Origin of the sequence: Palleronia abyssalis (assembly GCF_900302445.1) — a bacterium.
GTDB lineage: Bacteria > Pseudomonadota > Alphaproteobacteria > Rhodobacterales > Rhodobacteraceae > Palleronia > Palleronia abyssalis.
The window spans coordinates 96,505-112,104 of the sequence record NZ_ONZF01000012.1 but is presented as its reverse complement, the minus strand read 5'-3'; the positions used below and the strand labels follow the sequence as shown (position 1 = coordinate 112,104).

General features: G+C 62.1%; 15 protein-coding genes, 1 tRNA gene and 2 pseudogenes. 8 read left to right on the top strand and 10 right to left on the bottom strand.

Going from position 1 to position 15,600, the window contains the following annotated elements:
- The 6 genes and pseudogenes from PAA8504_RS22185 to PAA8504_RS18710 form a co-directional block, all read right to left on the bottom strand.
- Window positions 1–307: pseudogene (locus PAA8504_RS22185) on the bottom strand (hypothetical protein); the annotation flags it as partial.
- Between the two features lie 19 nt (window positions 308–326).
- Window positions 327–797: a Mov34/MPN/PAD-1 family protein gene (locus PAA8504_RS18725; RefSeq protein ID WP_108895668.1), complete on the bottom strand. Its 471-nt coding sequence runs from the start codon at window positions 795–797 to the stop codon at window positions 327–329.
- A complete protein-coding gene (locus tag PAA8504_RS18720) occupies window positions 775–2,520 on the bottom strand; it encodes a ThiF family adenylyltransferase (RefSeq protein WP_108895667.1) in 1,746 nt (581 codons plus the stop codon). The genes PAA8504_RS18725 and PAA8504_RS18720 overlap by 23 nt, the downstream gene beginning before the upstream one ends.
- Window positions 2,517–3,752, bottom strand: a complete 1,236-nt coding sequence (locus tag PAA8504_RS18715; RefSeq protein WP_108895666.1) for a nucleotidyltransferase domain-containing protein — start codon at window positions 3,750–3,752, stop codon at window positions 2,517–2,519. The genes PAA8504_RS18720 and PAA8504_RS18715 overlap by 4 nt, the downstream gene beginning before the upstream one ends.
- 410 nt (window positions 3,753–4,162) lie before the next feature.
- Window positions 4,163–4,702 carry a hypothetical protein gene (locus tag PAA8504_RS21885; RefSeq protein WP_146190530.1) on the bottom strand — a complete coding sequence of 180 codons (540 nt, stop codon included), beginning with the start codon at window positions 4,700–4,702 and terminating at the stop codon, window positions 4,163–4,165.
- 402 nt (window positions 4,703–5,104) lie between these two features.
- A complete protein-coding gene (locus PAA8504_RS18710; protein ID WP_108895665.1) occupies window positions 5,105–6,490 on the bottom strand; it encodes an IS1182 family transposase in 1,386 nt (461 codons plus the stop codon).
- 201 nt (window positions 6,491–6,691) lie between these two features.
- On the opposite strand from PAA8504_RS18710, the gene PAA8504_RS18705 reads away from it, so the two are divergent.
- From PAA8504_RS18705 to PAA8504_RS18695, 3 genes are read left to right on the top strand one after another with little or no spacing between them, the layout of a single operon-like run.
- The gene (locus PAA8504_RS18705) at window positions 6,692–6,958 is read left to right on the top strand and encodes a type II TA system antitoxin, ParD family (RefSeq protein WP_108895664.1); all 267 of its coding nucleotides are present in this window, start codon (window positions 6,692–6,694) and stop codon (window positions 6,956–6,958) included.
- 8 nt (window positions 6,959–6,966) lie between these two features.
- The gene (locus PAA8504_RS18700) at window positions 6,967–7,266 is read left to right on the top strand and encodes a type II toxin-antitoxin system RelE/ParE family toxin (RefSeq protein ID WP_108895663.1); all 300 of its coding nucleotides are present in this window, start codon (window positions 6,967–6,969) and stop codon (window positions 7,264–7,266) included.
- A gap of 4 nt (window positions 7,267–7,270) precedes the next feature.
- The gene (locus PAA8504_RS18695) at window positions 7,271–9,580 is read left to right on the top strand and encodes a DNA methyltransferase (RefSeq protein ID WP_108895662.1); all 2,310 of its coding nucleotides are present in this window, start codon (window positions 7,271–7,273) and stop codon (window positions 9,578–9,580) included.
- 44 nt (window positions 9,581–9,624) lie between these two features.
- Here PAA8504_RS18695 and PAA8504_RS18690 read toward each other — a convergent pair whose 3' ends face one another.
- On the bottom strand, window positions 9,625–10,215 hold the full coding sequence (locus tag PAA8504_RS18690; RefSeq protein WP_146190529.1) for a PIN domain-containing protein: 591 nt from the start codon (window positions 10,213–10,215) through the stop codon (window positions 9,625–9,627).
- Window positions 10,216–10,674: 459 nt separating this feature from the next.
- Here PAA8504_RS18690 and PAA8504_RS18685 point away from each other — a divergent pair, with 459 nt between their 5' ends.
- The 5 genes and pseudogenes from PAA8504_RS18685 (at window position 10,675) to PAA8504_RS18670 (ending at window position 12,915) form a co-directional block, all read left to right on the top strand.
- Window positions 10,675–10,971, top strand: a complete 297-nt coding sequence (locus PAA8504_RS18685; protein WP_108895660.1) for a hypothetical protein — start codon at window positions 10,675–10,677, stop codon at window positions 10,969–10,971.
- Window positions 10,968–11,372 (top strand): annotated as a pseudogene (locus tag PAA8504_RS22835) (relaxase/mobilization nuclease domain-containing protein); the annotation flags it as partial. The gene PAA8504_RS18685 and the pseudogene PAA8504_RS22835, both read left to right, overlap by 4 nt.
- 445 nt (window positions 11,373–11,817) lie before the next feature.
- Complete coding sequence (locus PAA8504_RS18675; protein WP_108895658.1) at window positions 11,818–12,240, top strand: hypothetical protein; 423 nt, start codon at window positions 11,818–11,820, stop codon at window positions 12,238–12,240.
- Window positions 12,241–12,248: 8 nt separating this feature from the next.
- On the top strand, window positions 12,249–12,404 hold the full coding sequence (locus PAA8504_RS22180) for a hypothetical protein (protein ID WP_181375869.1): 156 nt from the start codon (window positions 12,249–12,251) through the stop codon (window positions 12,402–12,404).
- Window positions 12,405–12,684: 280 nt separating this feature from the next.
- On the top strand, window positions 12,685–12,915 hold the full coding sequence (locus tag PAA8504_RS18670) for a hypothetical protein (RefSeq protein ID WP_108895657.1): 231 nt from the start codon (window positions 12,685–12,687) through the stop codon (window positions 12,913–12,915).
- On the opposite strand, the gene PAA8504_RS18665 is transcribed toward PAA8504_RS18670, so the two are convergent.
- The 3 genes from PAA8504_RS18665 to PAA8504_RS18655 all read right to left on the bottom strand — a co-directional run bounded on the left by PAA8504_RS18665 (window position 12,890) and on the right by PAA8504_RS18655 (window position 15,537).
- A complete protein-coding gene (locus PAA8504_RS18665) occupies window positions 12,890–14,224 on the bottom strand; it encodes a DUF6538 domain-containing protein (RefSeq protein WP_108895656.1) in 1,335 nt (444 codons plus the stop codon). The two genes, PAA8504_RS18670 and PAA8504_RS18665, sit on opposite strands and share 26 nt — an antisense overlap.
- A gap of 137 nt (window positions 14,225–14,361) precedes the next feature.
- Window positions 14,362–14,451 (bottom strand) — tRNA-Ser (locus tag PAA8504_RS18660).
- 54 nt (window positions 14,452–14,505) lie between these two features.
- Window positions 14,506–15,537, bottom strand: a complete 1,032-nt coding sequence (locus PAA8504_RS18655) for a cysteine synthase A (protein WP_108895655.1) — start codon at window positions 15,535–15,537, stop codon at window positions 14,506–14,508.
- Window positions 15,538–15,600: the final 63 nt, after the last annotated feature.

The window sequence follows — 15,600 nt, the reverse complement described above, 5'->3', positions numbered from 1 at the left end:
AAACGAAAAACCATGCTCGCCCGGCGCTTGCGCCACAAAACTGAAAACGCATAGCATCAATCAGCGGTGAGCCAGAGCCTCCAGTCTGGAAAGCGCTCAAACGTCCCAAATTATCTGACGACGGACAGATGCCTTCAGGAACGGCTCCAAGGACAAATCGCAAAAGTTCAAGGATCAGGGGCACACCGCCGAAGATCGCGATCAACAAACCTACGCCCGTCCCGATCAGATATCGTTCGATCGTTGCGACCCGGAACTGCCAGTCGATGAGCTTTGTGAGAAAGTTGTCGAAGTGTCGTTTCAGCATTCTCGAGCCGGTCTTTCATTTAAGAGTAGCGTGCCACACTTGTGACGGTGACCATGGAAGGAGGATGGCCGCGAACGAAGAGATGGGCACTGCACTCGAAGCGCCAATACCATCTCAGCCGAGTGATGAAGAGTACGGCGAAATCCACCCCTCCAGAGCCGTCCACGAGGTCCTGCATGGCGTGCACGTCTTGAAGACTGGGGTTCACACTGAAGCTCGGATGGCTGTGCCATTCGCCCAGATAATTGAAGCGACTGTATTCGTCACCCGTTCTTTCGAAGAAAGTCGAAAGGGCCTCATCGTGATGATCGGCGTCGCGCACAAATTGCGCTCGTGTTCCGCGGGATGTGTCTACGCTGAAGTCGACGATCTGAAACATTTGGTCGCCGATCTCTTCGCCCATCAAGATGCCGCCGATCTCACGTGACCCTGACATGAACAGATGGCGCCGCATGCGTCGCAGAACATCAGTCGGCAACTGCAACTGCATCCGCGTTCTCCTTTGGCGGCAAATGGGCCTTGAGGATCTCGACCAAGGCATCCGCGTCAAGCGGTTCGATGGTTTCACCCCATTCCCCAATAGGGATCAAATCGATTGGCCGCGTGTCAAAGGGTTGGTCAAACAGCCATTCCGATGAAAGGCCGATCACGTAGGCAGAGACCGGAAAGATGCTGCCGTCCGGTCGGGCCAGTAGATCGATCACGAAGCGGCTGGCATGCGCGGCAATGACACTGACATCTGCATCGTCCGCAAGCATTGGCGTCCCATCAGCGCTCTGACCGGCATAGCGCTCTGGATCCTCCGGCTTGACCCATTCGACGCCTTGATCCTCACACCAGCTGTCGATTTGCCCCCGCGCCATGAGCGGGATTGGATCGATATTGGGCCGCGCCCTGGCCACAAGACCACCAATTCCCCCGGCGAACACTTGGGCCCACACCATTGGCTTACTTTTGCGCGTAGCCATTGAGGCGATCATGTTGAACGCGGTCGGCGCCCCAGTGGCGTCGACCAGCACATCGCATTCCCCGAGTGCCTCAAGCGCGCCGGCCATAGAAGCCGCGCTTTCTTGGCCGCCAAGCGTCATGCGAAATGCTCTGACACTCACTTCAGGCGCCAGGTTTTTCAGCCGCTCGCGCAGACCGAACGCCTTGTGCGCGCCCGTGACACTCAGGTCCAACTCGTTGCGCACCGCATTCCCGGGGAAAAAGATGTCTTCATCAATTAAGAGAAACTTGCCCACGCCCGTCCTGCAAAGACTGGCCGCGACCTTCGATCCAACGGAGCCGCATCCAACGATCCCGACAGTTTTGTCAGCCAGCAATTTGAACTCGTCAGGCACACGTCTCTGCGCGGCCGGAACGATCACGGTCTTGTAAGGCAAGACCTTACGGTCGTCAGGCTTGCCAAAGATCGAGAACAGCTCCCATTTCTCTTCGTAGCCCAACAGCAAATGGGTGAACGCATCAGTGTCGAACACTCTGCCCCGCAGTTCACCAAGACCTTCGCCGTCCAGAAAAGCACCAAGGGATTCGACGGTAACAGCGCCAAAGTTCCCTGCTCCCGGCACGCGCACGACCGTTCCCGTTTCTTTCGCAAATCCATCGGGCAAAACCAGATCGCTAACCCAGGTCGGATCATCCTTTGGTCCGATGCGTGTGAGTGAAGCAAGATAGCTGGTTGCCGCCTTCCGCTCCGAAAGCGTGAACTCTCTTTCCTCGAGGTCCGGCAGCTCGTTGACTGCTTTCAGATCATTCTCGCTCATCAAGAAACGACAGGACTTGGATCGAAGGTCACGTCCGAGAGATGCAGTGTGTGCGGATCGCGCACGCACGATCTCGCCACTCTCAGGCTGCTCTTCGACAATCAGACGTTGGCAGCTCGCCACCATATCCGCGCCCGTGATCGAAGGATGCCAGTTATCCGGCCGGTGTTCGAGGCAAAGCTCACCGTCAGCCCCATATTGATGGTTCGAAATTTGCGACGCGTCTTCTGTGAAAATCATCGGCGGCGTATCTGGAAAAACACTTGGATACCGCATCTGAAACACAAACCGCTTATCGCCATGCATGATTGTGAAATCGACGCACATCTCGAGATCGCTGTTGGCTTGCCATTTTCCGACAGACAGCCAATCCGCGCCGCCCTCAAGTTCCGCGAGGGCGGCCTTTTCCGTCCCCAGTCTTGAATTCTGCAGGAGCCACCAAGTCATGCGAAACCGTCAGGCTTTTTAGGCGTCCGAGGTGTGTCTGCGAAGGAAACACTGGGGGCTGAGGTCGCCGAGGCTACCCCTGCAGCCTTCACAAGACCGGACGAGCTTGGCCGCGATGGCTGCAATACACCATTGCTTGCCCGATCGGTGAGATCCCGCCCCATACGGCTCGCCAGCACAGTTGCCATGCGCCTGTGTTCGGCCAGACGGCCGACGGCGGAAAAATCCTCTCGCGCTTGCTTCAGCCATTCGAAGAACGCATCGGCGCGCTCCGGGTGGTCCTCCCACTTATCAGCGAAGTTCTCGAGCGCGTCAGTCGGGTTCTTGATGATGTACTTTGTCCCGTCATGCTCGATTGCGTCCTCCATCCGGCTCAGAATCGACAGTAGAGCATAGCCAATCGTTTCCTCTCCCTGATAAGCGTGCGCAGCAAGCGAGGAAATGATGATCGAAATCGGTTTGTCCGTGGGATCATCCGCGAACATTGAGTCACGATGCCGTTTCAAAATCATGATGGCGGATTGCAGCGGTGTGCGCACCTGATATGTCGGGATGTCTTCGACACTGGCGGTCACACCCTCCGCGCGCATTTCATTCAGGATCTGCTGACGCTTGCGGAGAAAAACGTCGCCCATGCGCGATTTGAACCACTCCGCGTAACCCCGCGGATTGGAACGTGGCCAATCGTCCGTTACGGCGTCATACGCCGGTTCCTCATTGTCCGTGATGGCGATGGCCGTGTCGGCAAACTGTGCATCGAGATTGCGCGCCTCAAGCAGCAGTCGTTGATCTTCGGCGTTTGGAATACAGGGAACGATGTCCATATGGAACTGGGCGCCATCGGCGTATTCAAGACGCCAGCACCGTCGGCCTTCGTGCACCGGTTTCTTGATGCACTTGCTGTCACGGTAGAGCTTGATTTCCTCACCCAGCATGTCTTTCAGATCGTGCTGCGACAGGTCAGACTTGCTCAGACTTGTGAGCGAGCAGGCGCAGTCCACGTCATACTCTTCATCGTCAGATATCGGCCTGGTGACCGTGCCGAGCCGAAAGGAACCCTGCACAAAGATTTCCGGATCATGATCCCGGACGCTGGACGCGTCCCGATGCAGCCAGTCGCCGAGTGATTTATAGCTCTTTTCCGCCTGTTCGTAGCGTGCCGACGGGATCTCGAGCGCCTCTGTCAAAGCCTCAAGATATGCTTCGGCCTGTTTGGTGATCGCAACAGCCATACTCTAATTTCCCCTTTTGTTCTCACGCAATATGAGTTCCTTACAAATAGATTACAATGCTTTGGGCGTGCATAATTTTTGATTTGAGGTACGCCAACTCACCCCGCGACAACACTGTTTTTCGTTTGATAAGCCAGTGCCTCGCGCCGATATTGAATTCTTGGTAGCGCGGTCAGTTTCGGCTTCCTTGGATCTGGGGAGTTGGGCCTAACTGAATGTCAGGTCCTGAACCTTGACCAAGTTACGTTTGCACTTGCAGAGAAAGTCCGAAAACCGCCCTCTTCGAGACTTGGCCTCGGATGCGGCGGGGGCTGGGTCTCAGCCCTGGGCGCGAAGCCATGTCGGGCGCAGCTTGCGGCCATACTGAGCCTCGCGGCGCCCTCTGGAGACGCGATAGCTCCTCGGCACGTTTATTCTGCCCGAAATGTTCGTCTGGCAAAATTTGCGCCATCGCTCGGTCGACCTTGAAACTGTCCGCCAATAATTCCATTGACGTAGACTTCTCGATGGAAGCGCGTCTTGCTGGTATTTGCAATTTCAGGATTTCGCGACAGCGCCATGCCGATAAGAGTTGTTTCCAGCCAGTCAACATAAGCTTCGGAACTGCTACGATTTTCTGAGAGTCTCCATGTAGCTGTAACTAATGGAAAGAGAATAATTGAAGGTTTGCCGCGACGGTAGGATTTGTGCGCATCACCTGGGACCAAGATCGAAGAGTAATGATCAAGTTTATGCGGAGTAAATATTTCATCTTGAAATCCACCCTGCGCAAGCGTTTTCCCGACATACCATGGGCGTATTTTACGTCCATTGTCGATGCAGAAGGCGTAGCAGCCTACAGCGTTGCTCAAACCTTCCCAGACATACTCGACTTCTTCCCAGAATTCTGTTCGCCAGTGTTTGGCCCTATCTCGCGGGAACTCAAACGGCCCGCAGCTTTCAAAATTCAATCGTCCAATCTCCGCCAATGAGGTTGCCTACAGCATAGAATTAACTGCGCGCGTCAGAAAAGCCCACATCTGTATGAGCTTTTCTCGTTGCCAGCGCCAGGATGACCCCGCCGCTGGTCCAGCCTCGCGCTGCTAAAGGCAAGGCCCTGCGCCGCCCGGTCTGACCTGAGCGAAACGTGACGGCTCGCCTTGTTCGCGTGCCGTCGGCCAGGACGGCGGCAGACGGTCCGCTTCCAGCGATTTCTGCAATCTACGGAGGCCGCAGCGAAAGCCAGCTCCCCGACCGTTCATTCGGTCATCCTGCACATGCAGCGAAGGTCCGCTCTCCGCCGATTCTGTGGAAAAACACCCGTTCGCGAGTGCAGAATGGCGATGGTTTACCCAGGCCCAAACGCCTCCGCTTCAAGCGTTTCGCGTTTGCTGCGGTGCGGGAAGTATCTTCGCCAGCTTCCTGAGGTTCTGGGCGGTGGAGGCGAGGAGGAATTCGTCATTCGCGCCGCTCGGGCCACGTAATCGGAGCCTTCCAAGGCCGAGGATGCGCTTGAGATGCGCGAAGAGCATCTCGACCTTCTTCCTTAGCCTCATCGAAATCACGTACTGGTCGGTCTTGGAGATGTCGCGGGCGACTTGGCGTGCGTCCTCATGCTCCTCGCGGGTGATCTTGCGGGCGTCCGCGTTCGGGCAGCACTTCGCCTTGGATGGGCAGGCCTGGCAAACCTCTTTCAACACCCGATAGCGGGCCGTCCCTTTGTCGGTCGGCCCCCGGTTTGGATCGGAATAGTTCCGGCGGAATTGCTTCAGCTCGTGGCCCTCGGGGCAGATGTACTGGTCGTTCTCGGCATCCCATTCGAAGTCCGCCCGGGTCCAGGTCCCGTCGCTGCGTCCCGACTTGTCGAAGACGGGGATGTGCGGGGTGATCTTGCGTTCGACCAGCCAGCCCAGCATCGGCCCGGTGCCGTAGGCCGTATCCGCGATCAGGCGCTCGGGATGCAGACCGAACCTGTCCTTCACGCGGTCCAGCATGGTCTTCGTCGATCCGACCTCGGCCTGTCGGATCGACCGCGTGGCCTCCACGTCGACGATCACCCCGTGATCCGTGTCGATCAGATAGTTGTCGGAATAGCTGAAGAATGCCGGCCCTTTACGCGCGGCGGTCCACTGGCTGGCCGGGTCGGAATGTGAAGTGAACTTGGGCCGGACCTCGCTGGCGGCGCCGAACGCAGCCTGGTCCAGCGTGTCGAGATACTCGCGGACCGCGCGGGGTGCATCTACCGGGTCGATCCGTTCAGCGTCCCATTCTTCCTTCGGCGTCGAGTTCTGCTTGTTGGCGTCCGCCTCGATCAGGCTGGCATCGACCGCCATGCGCTGCCCGCTGAACAGGCCCTCGGCGATGCACCGTGCGACTATCACTTCGAACAGGTGTCGCAGCAGCTCGCTCTCCCGGAACCGACCATGCCGGTTCTTGGAGAAGGTCGAATGGTCTGGAACGCGGTCACTCAGGTCGAGCCGGCAGAACCACCGATACGCCAGGTTCAGATGCACCTCTTCGCACAGCCGCCGCTCCGACCGGATGCCGAAGCAATAGCCGACCAGCAGCATCCGGATCAGCAGCTCGGGATCAACCGAAGGACGGCCGGTATGGCTGTAGAATTCCGCCAGATGGCCGCGGATTCTACTCAGATTGACGAAGCGGTCAATGGAGCGAAGCAGGTGGTCTTGCGGGACGTGATCCTCAAGCGAGAACTCATAGAAAAGCGCCGGTTGCGCCTCCTGCCTTGGTCCCATCATCGCCATTCCTCCCGCCTTATGCCGGAATTGAACCAACGAGATGGCCCTCGATCAAGCGAGAGTTTTTCAACGGAATACGCCCTTCCTGTTGCAAGGACGCCGGTCGTACCGGGTCGCGCATTTAACAAAATGACTCAGTCCGTTAAGCGCCTTCCGCGCACAAATGTTGTTTTGTTGCCGGGACGATGCTAGAAGACGGGCATGCCTAGACTATCGATCGACATCACCCCCGAAGAGCACCAGAAGCTCAAGGCTATCGCTGCCCTGAAGGGTCAGAGCATCAAGGACTACGTCCTGAACCGGACGTTGAGGGACGCCCCTCCCCTCGAGGGAATGACCGAAGATGAGGCATTCAGTGTCTTGGCTGAGTTTCTGGAACCCCGGATTGAACAAGCGCGTCGAAGCAATCTTTCCAACAAGTCAATGGACGAGATCCGCCGCGAAGCGCGCAAGCAAGTCGGGCTGTAGCCGTCTGTATGAAGACCTACGACCTCACGGCCGCCGCCGAAGAAGATCTGCGGGACATCTGGCGTTACACCTACGAGACGTGGGGGAGCGATCAGGCCGACAGGTACTTCGACCGGATCGGGGCATGCTTCGACGCTGTGGGGGAAGGCCGCGCGCGGTCGAGGTCATTTGACGAACTACCCAACGATGTCCGCATTCTTCGGTGCGAGCATCATCACATCGTCTGGCTTACCGGCGACAGGCCGATCATTATCGCCATTCTGCATGAGCGCATGGACTTCATGCAGCGGCTGAAGGATCGGTTCTGAGCGTATGACCCCTGACGATTTCATCCGGACCTGGTCGGGCAACCCCTTGTCCGAGCGCGCCTCCGCGCAATCTCATTTCCGCGATCTCTGCGCCCTTCTGGGCATTGATCCACCTTCCCCCCTTACCGCTGGCACGTTCGAGTTCGAGAAAGGCGCGGGCAAGACGACGGGCGGCGACGGGTGGGCCGATGTCTGGCTAAAGGACGCCTTCGCCTGGGAGTACAAGAAAACGAAGGCCAACCTCGACGCGGCCTACGCCCAGGTGCAACGCTATGCACCGGCGCTTGACCACCCACCGCTCCTGATCGTCTCGGACACGCAAGCCATTGTCCTGCGCACGGCGTTCACCGGGGCCGTGCAGGAACGCCACGACATCGCCATCGACGACCTGCGCGATGCCGCCACCCGGGACCTGCTGTGCCGCGCCTTCGAGGACCCATTAAGCTTTCGGCCCCGCCGGACCCGCGCCGACCTGACCGAAGACGCCGCCGCTACCTTTGCCGATTTGGCCCTGCGCCTGCGCCAGTCCGGCCACGCCGCCGGAGAGGTGGCGCATTTCGTCAATCGCCTGGTCTTCTGCATGTTCGCCGAGGACGTGAATCTTCTGCCCGAGAAGATGTTCCAGAAGATGGTCATCGTTTCCGATCCCGCCTCGTTTGAGGAGAATTGCCGGGACCTCTTCAGGGCCATGGCGACAAAAGGCGGCAAGATCGGCTACACCCCGATCCCCTGGTTCAACGGCGGCCTGTTTGACGACGAGACCGTCCTGCCTGTCACAGCGGATGACATCGGGATGCTGCGCAAGGCGGCGAAGATGGACTGGAGCCAGATCGACGCCTCGCTTCTGGGCACGCTGTTCGAACGGGGGCTCGACCCCGACAAGCGCAGCCAGCTTGGCGCGCATTACACCGATGCCGCCAAGATCATGCAGATCGTCGACCCCGTGGTCTTGCGCCCGCTGAAGGCCGAATGGGAAGCCGCCCGGGCGATCATCGCCGCGGCTTTGCAGGAAGAGCGGGACGCCAAGGCCGAGGCCGCACGCACCCGTGCCGCCGCCAAGTCGGGCGCACAGACCCGGCGCGCGAACCGGGCGCATGAGACGGCGGTAAAGGCGCATCTGGGGTTCCTCGAACGGCTGCGCGCGGTGCGCGTGCTGGACCCCGCCTGCGGGTCCGGGAACTTCCTGAATCTCGCGCTGACGGCGCTGAAGGATCTGGAACACCGCGTCAGTCTGGACGCCGAGGCTTTGGGACTGCCCCGCCCTGCCCCGCAGGTCGGGCCCGAATGCGTGCTGGGGATCGAGCTGAACCCCTACGCGGCCGAGCTTGCCCGCGTCTCGACCTGGATCGCCGAGATCCAGTGGATGCGCCGCAACGGGTTCGAGGCATCGAAGGACCCGATCCTGAAGCCCCTCGGCACCATTGAGTGCCGCGACGCGGTGCTGGGCGCGGACGGCACAGCGGCCGACTGGCCCGCTGCCGAGTTCATCATCGGCAATCCGCCGTTCCTGGGCAACAAGCGCATGGTGGGCGAGCTGAGCGAGGGCTACGCGATGAGCCTGCGCGCGGCGTGGCCGGAGGTGCCGGGCGGGGCCGATCTGGTCGCCTACTGGGTCGCGGGCGCCTGGCAAGCCATTGCGGCGGGACGGACCCGACGAGCGGGGCTGGTTACGACAAATTCGATCCGGGGCGGGGCCAACCGCACGGTGCTCACTAAACCGGCCGAGGCCGGCGCGATCTTTGAGGCATGGTCGGACGAGCCCTGGACCGTCGCGGGCGCCGCCGTGCGCGTGTCGATGGTGATGCTCGGAGAGCCCACAACAAACAGCCGTCCGCGCCTCGACGGCACGGAAGTCGAGCGCATCGCGGCGGACCTGACGGCGGGGCTGGACCTGACGACGGCGGAAAGGTTGGGGGAGAATAAGGGGGTGGCGTTTCAGGGTCCGGTGAAGGTTGGGGCGTCCCCCGCCGCCGACTATGCGAACGATCCGCGCGCCGAGGCCATCGCCGCGGCGGCGTGGGTGCTTAATGAGAAGCGCGAGGCGTGGCTGAACCCGCCCGAACTGGTCCGGCGCGAGCCCGAGGTGGTCGAGGGCTATCCCGACCGCATCCTGCCCAAAGACGAGGCGGCGGCGAAGGAGCTGAAGAAGCGCACGCTGACGAAGCTCTATAACGCGCGTCCCGCTTGGCTTGCGGGCCTGCACGACCGGCTCGATGCCGCCGTCGCGGACGCCTACGGCTGGCCCGCCGACATTTCAGAGGACGACGCCCTCGCCCACCTGCTGGAGCTTAACCGCGCCCGCGCAGCGCGTTGACCCGGATCCCATAAGTCGGCTGTATGGTTAGCCCCTGCCTTCCCTTATACCCGCGGGTCGATCAACGGCACGTCGATTGTCTCGAAGGCTCTTACGTTGCGGGTTACGACGCCGATACCGTAAACGAGAATCGTTGCTGAGATGAGGGCGTCGTGATCCCAACCGAAGGTTCCGGACGTGAAGCCGCGCGCAACCGAGCGCGCCAGGACCGTCGACCGGCAGAAGACGAACCGAGAACGCCGGCACAGCCCGCTCGTCCAGCCAAATCCATAGATGGCCCTGCTCCGTGCTGCGGCCTCGCGGACGCTACGTTCCGGATCGGCCGCGCGTCTACCGATTGCGGCGCGATCCGTTCGGGGTGTGAGAACGCCGATGCCTGCGCCTACGAACGGGGCCGAACCAATACTCTCGCCCGATCCCATAGCAATGTCGGCATGTCTTGCCTTAACCACCTGCGTTCCAGTTGAGAACGGGAACCGGCCACCTTCATCGAGCAGCGAGGGTTGTTCACGCGATTCATCCTTGCACAGATCGCCTCGGCTTTTACCGAACCGCGGCGTCCTCCGAAACCGAGGGCAGGCATCGCCGTCCAGCACGATGCGGAACACCCTGCACGACATGATCGGCGCGTCCATCGAGGAGCTATGAACGACATCGCCCCGGCAGCGCGTATGTCGGTTCAGCTTGCATCATAATCACTCTAGCCATCATCATAACGGCGTCTTGCAAGGACCTAGACCGTGCAGCAAGAATCCGCCCGGCCAGACGCCTTCGGCGGACCGCGGCCTGAAGCGGCGCCCACCCCCGGCAGCGCGCCGTGACGAGGTGCCGGACCTTCGACCGACCAACAGGCGCGCGGCATCTCCCCCAGCATCCCGGCGGCCCGTTCCACGTAAGCCGCAGGTCTCTATCGACCGGCGCCGGGCGTTCGTCACGCCGGCGCGGCGGCGCATCCCCTAGGCCGCCGCGCAATCTACAGGTTCGTGTCCGGGACACGCTTTCCCGGACACCCTTCCGGCAGATTCTTTCGCCGGACCTTGGTAGTTTCGATCTCGAAGACGGCCACGCCCGGCCGCGGAACTACGAGATTTGCCATGGGCAAGGAACAGAAGGTGAAATGGGAGACGTGGCTCACTGCCGAAGACCACGCGGCGGCCGAGGCGCAGCGCAAGCTGCTGGGTCTGTCGCGCGCGGGCTTTACCCGCGCGGCACTCCTGAACGGAGAGGTCATCGCGGCGGACAGTGTCGCGCAGATGATCGGGATCACCGGTCAGGTGCTCCACGATCTCGATGCCGCGCGGACGTCATGGCCTGATCTGCGCCCCCTGCTCGACCCGGTGATCGCGGAGCTTCGCGAAGCCGTCCTCCTCGGCACGGGAAATGAGACATGAGGCCGTACGTCAAGCGACATGCTTACGTCTCTGTCGCCGACACGTATAACGGCCGCGCGGGCGCCGAGCTCGTCGGCGGCACGATCGCAAGCCTGTCTCCCCGGCCTCGCCGCCAGGTTGTTGAGCGACTCGCCCGGAACAGCCGGGAGCCCAGACCGATCCTCAACATCGCCCTGTCGGCGCCCGAGGGGATGCATCTCTCTGATGAGGCCTGGCGAGACGTGATCCGCGCCGTGTTCCGAACCTTCGGCATTCCCGCCGATACGGTCCCGTGGGTCGCCTGGCGGCATTGCGACACGACCTGCGACCATATCCATGTCTATGTTCTGCCGGTCACCTTCGCCGGCCGCGCCCTCGACGTGGATCCCACGAAGGCGGACTGCACGGCCGCGCATCGCGCCGCCTGCCATGCCGCCGACCTGCCCCAGCCCGACTACGAAGAGCCGGGCGACCCGATCCGGGCCGTGCCGCTGATCCCCTTGCGCCGCCGGACCGGGTTCAAGGCCAAGGCCGCCGCGGCCCTGGAGACGGCCTTCGCCAGCCTGCCCTTCGATCTCGAAGCCCTGAACGCGGCGCTGCGCCCCCAGGGGGTCCGCATCGTCCGACGCGAGACGACCTCCGGGAAGGCGGGATTGAAGATCGAAGCCGACACGGACGCGCCCGGAGCCGGTGCCTGGCTCAGCACGCTTTCCGACACCCTGACCCCGGACGGGCTCGCCGCCCGGTTCCGCCACGCCCGGACCCTCGCGACCGCCCGGCGGGTCTTGCCCCTCCAGGCCCTGCTCACAGGTCTGCACGCCCGACTGCCCGCTTGGGCCACCATCTTGAACAAACTGGAGACGACCAATGACCATCTGGAACGATCCCTCGCCCACGCCCACCCTCCTGAACCGGCTTCGTTACCTCTTCACGAAGCAGGAAGAGACCCACGAGCAGGTCCTGCGGAACGGGGACGGCATCCGGAACCTTCAGCTCCTCCTGGACCTCTTTCGCCATCCGGACATCAGCATGGAGGAATTGGCGCAGAAGCTCGAGGCGACGCTGGAGGAGGTGACGCGGTCGGCGATGCTGATGGCCGATGGGATGACCGAAATGAGGTCGCAGCTGACCACCCTTCAAGCCGCGGCGGATCGGCGCGACCGGGAGATCGCCGACCTGCTGGCCCTGGCCCGATCCCGGAACGCCGAGCTGGCAGCACTGCGAACGGAGCTGCACGATCTGACGTATCACCTGGGCCTCGACCCCGCGTCACACGCGGTCACCGCCTGATCACGGCGGTGAAGCGTGCCCGGGCGCAGGACCCCGGCGCTCGCTTCCGCCCCGATCTTCCCGCGGGCCTGCTGAAAATCAGATGGTCGGATGGATCGACGGAAAGCCTCGATCTCGACACCAAGGAACGTCCGGACAACCGTCCGACCCTGGCCGAACCGTGACGCTCGGCCGGCGTGTAAGTGTCAAGCCGGAAAACGCGCTCCGGACATGCTTCCTGGGGATGAAGGCGAACGAAAACAGCAGTTTCCGGACAGGTTAAGACGAGGCGATGTCGCCGCCGCGTGGTAGATTGAGCCCAATCCGGCCCTGACGCCACAAACCAACCCTTGCCCTGCCTTGCCCGCGCAACCCCCGTGTTGCGCGCCCGGAGAGACTTTGCCCGATGACCCGCCCGTCCATCCTCCGTCTCCATCTCCGGTCCTGCCGGACTGAAGGTGCGTGATGGGTCAGCCCGGCATCTCCGAGATCGATATCGCGCGGATCGAACAGGCGCTCGAAGACGTGGCGGTGCTTCTCGAGGACGACCTCGTATATCTGCCCATCTTCGAGCGGCTCGAAGAAGACCTGGCCGCCGCCCGCGCGAAGCAGGATGCCCGCTCCCGCGCCCGGGAGATCCGCAAGGCGCGCGCATCGCGCAATGCCGCCCCTACGCCAGATGATCCGGAACCGTGAACGCGATCGACGCCACGTGATCCCGCCGTATCTCCAGATCCATGTCGTTGCCGTAGGCCTCGCGGTTGCGGACCGCGCTGACCGAATGTCCCATCAGTTCGCCGCGATCGTCCATCGGCAGGCCGGCCGCCTTGAGCCGGCTTTCCCAGGTGTGCCGGATGCCTCCCGCCGTGACACCCTCGGGGACGAGGTCGTGCGCCTTGAGATACTTGTTCACGGTGGCGCTGTAGCTAGCCGTCCCCCGGTAGCGCGGGAAGCCGTAGGGATGCCGACGGGCAGCGGCGAGGGCCAAGCCGACGAGGGGCACCGGCCGGATCGAATGCCGGTTCTTCACCTCGCGCCGTTCCTTCGGGTTATCGGACGCCTCGTTCCTGACCAGCAGATGCGGGATCGGCGCCTCGAGCTGGAAGGCCGACGCCGGCAGGTTGTAGATCTCGCTCTGCCGACACCCCGTCTCGACGGAGATGAGGAGGATATCCCGCGCCTCGTCGTTCAAGCCGTCGAACGCGCCGGGCGCGAGCCACCGCTCGGAAATATAGGCCACGGGCACCTCGTCCTTGCGCCTGATCTTCGCATGCCGGTCTTTCAGCGACACCCCGGCATAGGGGCGCGGCGGGTCGGGATGATCGATGTCGTCGTAGAACCGCGCGAACATCCCGGCGAGGTAGTTGAAGTCCTTGTTCACCGTCTGCGCCGACTGGCCCTCCTCGGCGATCCGGGCCTGCCACCACCGCTTGTGCTGCCGCGCCTCCGCCGCGCCCACTTCCACGACCGGACGGTCACCGCCCAGGGCGGCGATGAGATTGGCCACCGCGCGCTTGCGAGGGGTGCGCCAGACCCGCATCTGCTGGGAACTCTTGAAGCGGTTGTCATGGGCCGAGATCTGCTCGTCCCGCGCGACCAGCTCCGACAGCATCACTTTGGGCGCCTCGACACCTCCCAGAACGCCAGCGGCGATCACGGGGTCCGGCACTCCGTCCGGCGTTCGGGCGGATTCGACCCGGGCCAACACCTCTTGCAACGGCCGCTCGGCCACCTGGGCGGCGGTCAGGAACGAGAACCCGCGCATGGCCGCGAGATCCTGCGCCGCCCGGAACCGCGCCTCGGCTTCGCCGTCGCGTCCCGCAAGACGCGCTTCCCAGCCGTCGATATAGCCCGCCCACACCCGCTCGGCCTTGCCGAGGGCGACGCTCTTCGAGTCGGTCTTCAGGCTTTCCCAGAGCACCGGGCGCGGCTCGACCGACGCATAGCGTTTCGGCACCCGCCGCTTGAGGTACCACGTTCGACCGCGAAGGATGATGTTCGGCATGGCTGCTTCCGCTACATGTGTAGCAGAACGTGGTGCAAAAAGGGTGGCAAAACAAGACGTCCAAGCTAGGCAGGATAGGAGCCCGGCGCTAAACCACTGATGTTTATATTTTTTCTTGCGCCAGCCCAGACAGGCTGTGGCGGAGAGGAAGGGATTCGAACCCTCGAGACGGTTTCCCGCCTACACACTTTCCAGGCGTGCGCCTTCGACCACTCGGCCACCTCTCCGCCGGTGGGTGTAAACGCGAGCGGTGGGGGAGTTCAAGTACCGTTGGGCGAGGATCAGGGGTTTTCGTAGACCGTCGGCAAATCGATCCGCGCCCCGCCCTCCAGCCAATCCGGCGTCGGCAGTCCCTTTTCACGCAGGAACTCGGGATTAAAGATCTTGGAACTGTAGCGGGTGCCGTAGTCACATAGGATCGTCACGATGGTATGACCCGGCCCCAACTCCCTTGCCAGCCTCATCGCGCCCGCAACGTTGGTCCCGGTTGAGCCCCCCATGCACAGGCCTTCGTGCTTCAGGAGGTCGAAGATGACCGGAAGCGCTTCGGAATCCGGGATGCGATAGCAGAAATCCGGCGTGAACCCCTCGAGGTTCTGGGTCACGCGGCCCTGCCCGATCCCTTCGGTGATCGAGTCGCCCGGATTCTCTTCTCCGGTATAGATCTTGAACATGCCCGAGCCTTCGGGATCCGCGAGGCCGATCTTCACGCCCTTGGGCTGCAAGGCCGCGGCCATACCCGCAATGGTTCCGCCGGTTCCGACCGCGCAGATGAAGCCGTCGATCTTGCCGCCCGTTTGGTCCCAGATTTCGGGGCCGGTCATGTCGATATGGGCCTGACGGTTCGCGGTGTTGTCGAACTGGTTCGCCCAGATCGCGCCGTGTTCGGCGGTCGCGGCAAGCTTTTCGGCCAAGCGACCTGAATATCGGACGTAGTTGTTCGGGTTCTTGTAGGGGACGGCCGGAACCTCGACCAGTTGCGCACCGGCATAGCGCAACATGTCCTTCTTTTCCTGGCTCTGCGTCTCGGGGATCACGATGACCGATTTGAACCCCATGGACGCCCCCACGAGGCTGAGGCCAATACCGGTGTTCCCGGCGGTCCCCTCGACGATCGTGCCCCCGGGCTCGAGCAGGCCGCGCTTCACCGCGTCCCGGATGATATAAAGGGCAGCGCGATCCTTGACCGATTGGCCCGGGTTCAGGAATTCGGCTTTGCCGAATATTTCGCATCCCGTCGCTTCGGACGCCGCGCGGAGCCGAAGGAGGGGCGTGTTTCCGACAGCATCGGCCAGATCCGTGTGGACGTTCATGAATTCGGCCTTTCGCTTCTGCCCCGTCAGGAGACGAAGACTAGGTCGCTGGAGAAGCCGGTT

Bases quoted from the DNA above. Each gene is read 5' to 3' on its own strand.
- PAA8504_RS18725 (WP_108895668.1), bottom strand. From the start codon at position 797: ATGCAGTTGCAGTTGCCGACTGATGTTCTGCGACGCATGCGGCGCCAT.
- PAA8504_RS18720 (WP_108895667.1), bottom strand. From the start codon at position 2,520: ATGACTTGGTGGCTCCTGCAGAATTCAAGACTGGGGACGGAAAAGGCC.
- PAA8504_RS18715 (WP_108895666.1), bottom strand. From the start codon at position 3,752: ATGGCTGTTGCGATCACCAAACAGGCCGAAGCATATCTTGAGGCTTTG.
- PAA8504_RS18710 (WP_108895665.1), bottom strand. From the start codon at position 6,490: ATGATGGGACCAAGGCAGGAGGCGCAACCGGCGCTTTTCTATGAGTTC.
- PAA8504_RS18705 (WP_108895664.1), top strand. From the start codon at position 6,692: ATGCCTAGACTATCGATCGACATCACCCCCGAAGAGCACCAGAAGCTC.
- PAA8504_RS18700 (WP_108895663.1), top strand. From the start codon at position 6,967: ATGAAGACCTACGACCTCACGGCCGCCGCCGAAGAAGATCTGCGGGAC.
- PAA8504_RS18695 (WP_108895662.1), top strand. From the start codon at position 7,271: ATGACCCCTGACGATTTCATCCGGACCTGGTCGGGCAACCCCTTGTCC.
- PAA8504_RS18690 (WP_146190529.1), bottom strand. From the start codon at position 10,215: ATGGACGCGCCGATCATGTCGTGCAGGGTGTTCCGCATCGTGCTGGAC.
- PAA8504_RS18685 (WP_108895660.1), top strand. From the start codon at position 10,675: ATGGGCAAGGAACAGAAGGTGAAATGGGAGACGTGGCTCACTGCCGAA.
- PAA8504_RS18675 (WP_108895658.1), top strand. From the start codon at position 11,818: ATGACCATCTGGAACGATCCCTCGCCCACGCCCACCCTCCTGAACCGG.
- PAA8504_RS18670 (WP_108895657.1), top strand. From the start codon at position 12,685: ATGGGTCAGCCCGGCATCTCCGAGATCGATATCGCGCGGATCGAACAG.
- PAA8504_RS18665 (WP_108895656.1), bottom strand. From the start codon at position 14,224: ATGCCGAACATCATCCTTCGCGGTCGAACGTGGTACCTCAAGCGGCGG.
- PAA8504_RS18655 (WP_108895655.1), bottom strand. From the start codon at position 15,537: ATGAACGTCCACACGGATCTGGCCGATGCTGTCGGAAACACGCCCCTC.